At 68.1% G+C, this 3046-nt stretch carries 2 protein-coding genes; both read right to left on the bottom strand.

What is annotated here, in order from left to right; genetic code table 11:
- Positions 1–14: 14 nt before the first annotated feature.
- Complete coding sequence (locus U9980_RS07145) at positions 15–1982, bottom strand: Hsp70 family protein (protein WP_322767207.1); 1968 nt, start codon at positions 1980–1982, stop codon at positions 15–17.
- 102 nt (positions 1983–2084) lie between these two features.
- Entirely contained in the window at positions 2085–2768 is a 684-nt protein-coding gene (locus U9980_RS07140; protein WP_322767206.1) for a TetR/AcrR family transcriptional regulator, read from the bottom strand.
- Positions 2769–3046 lie beyond the last annotated feature (278 nt).

The raw sequence follows: 3046 nt of genomic DNA, 5'->3' as shown, positions 1-3046 counted from the left end.
GGTAGGTGGCCGGGTCAGGCCAGCGGGTCGAACCGCTTCCACCACTGGTAGAGGGATGCGGCGTCGGTGTCCGCGGCGGCGAAGCTGACCAGGTCCGAGTCGTAGCTCCAGAACATCACAAACTGCCCACTGTGGTAGTAGCACAGGAGCGCGCCGGCATCGACGCTGGAATTGCTGCCCACCTGCCAGGTTCCGACGCTGGAACGGCCGTTCTCGCAGGTGCCCTCGTCGTTGATCTGACCGGACCGGTAGTCGACGTCGTTGCGCAGGGATCTCGCGGTGTAGTAATGGAACGCGATGACGGTTGTGCCGTTGCTCGCCGCGCACTTCAGCGACGCGTCGACGTCGGAGTCCTCGCCATCCGGATTCGCCTCGCAGTCGGTCATTTCGGCGGGATCGAGCACTGCCGACAGCCTGCGTTGGGCCACGGTCAGCCCGGCGGCGGAACCGCTGGCCGATGCGGATGCGGATGCGGATGGTGATGGTGATGGTGATGCCGACGAGGTGGGCCGCGACGTGTCGGCCGGTCCGGTCGGGATCGCCGGCAGGGTTCGGCTTGCGGTCGGGTTGGGGTTGGGTTTGTCCGAACGTGTCATGGTAAATGCGATCACCGGGATGCTGACGGCGAGGGCCAGGAGCGCGACGATCACTCCGACCATGGCGGTGGGTCGCCAGCGCGACGGCCGCCGCTGCGGCGGTCCGCCTGGGTAACCGTCTGGCGGCGGGTACGCGCCTGGCGGCGGGTACGGACCCGAGGGCGGCTGCTCGCCGAACGGGTAGCCCGCGGTCGGCGGGTACTGATCCCGGGGTGCGGACGGGTTGGGGCCAGCGGCCATGCCGGCGGCGGATGCCGGCAGGACGCGGGTGGCGTGGAGGGCCGGTTCCGGTCTCAGCGCGGGTCCCGCGGTCGCGGTGGTCGCGGTCAGCAGGGCGCCCAGCGCTATCGCGGCCTGGGGGTCGTCGGCGGGCCGGGGCCGGACGCCAGTCATCTCCGCCAACAGCGCCGAAATCCGTGGGATGCGGGTCGAACCGCCGACAAGAAAGATCGCGGTGAGCTCGCCGGGTCGGACCCCCGCGTTCTGCGCTGTGCGGAGCAACTCCGTCACGGTCGCGCGTAGGTCACCTTCGATCGACGCTTCCAGGTCCGCCCGGGTGACCTTGATGTCACCGATGGATCCGCCTACCGCGACAGTGCAGACGGTGGTTGTCGACAGTGCTTCCTTGGCCGCCACAACCTGCTGGCGCAGTTGGTGGTGGCGCTGGCGCGTGGATGGACTCAGGTCGGCCCACAGTGCGTCCCATCCACGTGAGTCAACTGTGCGTGCCCGTTCTGCCACTCGACGGAGGAGGATGTCGTCGATGTTCTCGCCACCAAAGGCGGGATTGCCGCCGGGTTCCCCGCGGATTTCGAATCCGTTGGGTGTCGCGGTGAGAATCGTCGTCGCGAGGGTCGTGGCGCCCAGGTCGTACACGGCAACGGCCGTGCCCGCGCGGATGCCGGCCGGATCGGCATGCCAGCGTGCCGCCGCGATCGGTTCCGGGAGCAGCACGATGTCGGTGAGCCCCGCCCTGGCAGCGGCCGCCCGGAGTTTGTCGATCTCCGTTGACGCCCAGCGGACCGGCGCGGTGAGGACAACCTGGCCCGGCGGTGGGCCCGGAGCACGGCGGGTCGCCTCGTGCAGAACCTGGCGCAGGACGGCGGCGATCAGTTCGATCGTGGGGATGGTCATTCCGGCGAGCTGGACCTGATCGGTCGTCTCCAGCGCCCGTAATGGATGGCGCTGGGCGCGGTCGGGATGCGCGGCCGCGACCTCCACGGCCGCGGTACCGGTTAACAGCCGTCCGTCATTACTCAAGGTGACCACTGCTGGCATTGGCCCGTCCGGCCCGAGTCGCAGGGATACCCCGCGGCCGTCCACGTCGACGCAGGCGGACGTGCAGCCTGTGCCGAGGTCGACCGCGAGTGTCAGGCCGGTTGCCACATCTCCCCCGCATCCTCGGACGTTCTCGAGCCTGCGCCCATTATCGCGCGGCTGGAAAAACCGTCCCGATCCGGTGCTCGCGGTGCTCGCGGTGTTCCGGGATCAGGTCGTCGGCTGTTCCGCTAGTGCTAGGGGAACAGCGGCCTGCGGGCGCGTGATCTGATGATCGTCGCACGCCCGTTGGCCCGCTTGGCCGTGGACGGCATAGGGAATGATCAGATCGTCGACGATCCGTTCCATGAACGCGGCGTCCACGACTTCACCGGACAGCAGAATCCGTTGCAGGACGAGTGCCGGTCCGAGCTCGATGAGCATCGCGTGGTCGGCACCGGCGCCGATCTCCCCGCGGGCGATACCACGGTGCACGATGACATCGGCCGCGGCTTTGCGTTGGGCGAGTAGCCCATTACGCAGAGCGTCCCGCAGCTCGGAATTACGGGGCATTTCCGACACCAGCTCGGCCATGATTCTGCCGCGATCATCGCCGATGGCATCCCGGTACGAGGAGAGGAACGCCAGCATGTCCGTGCGGAACGAGCCGGTGTCGGGAACGGGTACGGACTGCTCGGCCATTGTCGTGATCGCGTCCATGACCAGGGCGACCTTGGAAGGCCAACGGCGGTAGATCGTGGCTTTGCCGGCTTTCGCCCGGGTGGCCACCCTGTCCATGGTGACCCCGTCGTAGCCCACCTCGGCGAGTAGCTGGAGGGTGGCACGACGGATTGCGCCGTCCCGTGACTCATCCCGCGGACGACCCCCGGGACGGGCGTCAAGCGTAGGCCGCACCACGGCGTCCCCCTGTGACCTAGGCTTCCTGAGGCCCCGGGCAGCACAAATCATGATCACGCTGCCTTCCGCCAACCGGTCTCAACCGAACGCGTGTCATCCGGTGACCGTCGACGCGTTCCGTCTGCCGTCCCAAGCCGCGACGCCGACGAGAAGGAAACGTGCGGGCTCGTCCGAGAGCGTAGCGCATCCCAGGCTGACGGGAACCAATCAGAATCGGAACGGCGGTTCCTGTTTCGATCCTGATTGGTTACCTCGGCTTGGCCCTCGGTTCTTGG

This window comes from Protofrankia sp. Cr1 (assembly GCF_963555865.1).
Classification (GTDB): Bacteria; Actinomycetota; Actinomycetes; order Frankiales; family Frankiaceae; genus Protofrankia.
Note: the sequence above shows the minus strand (reverse complement) of the source record. Positions and strands in the feature narration are given on the sequence as shown.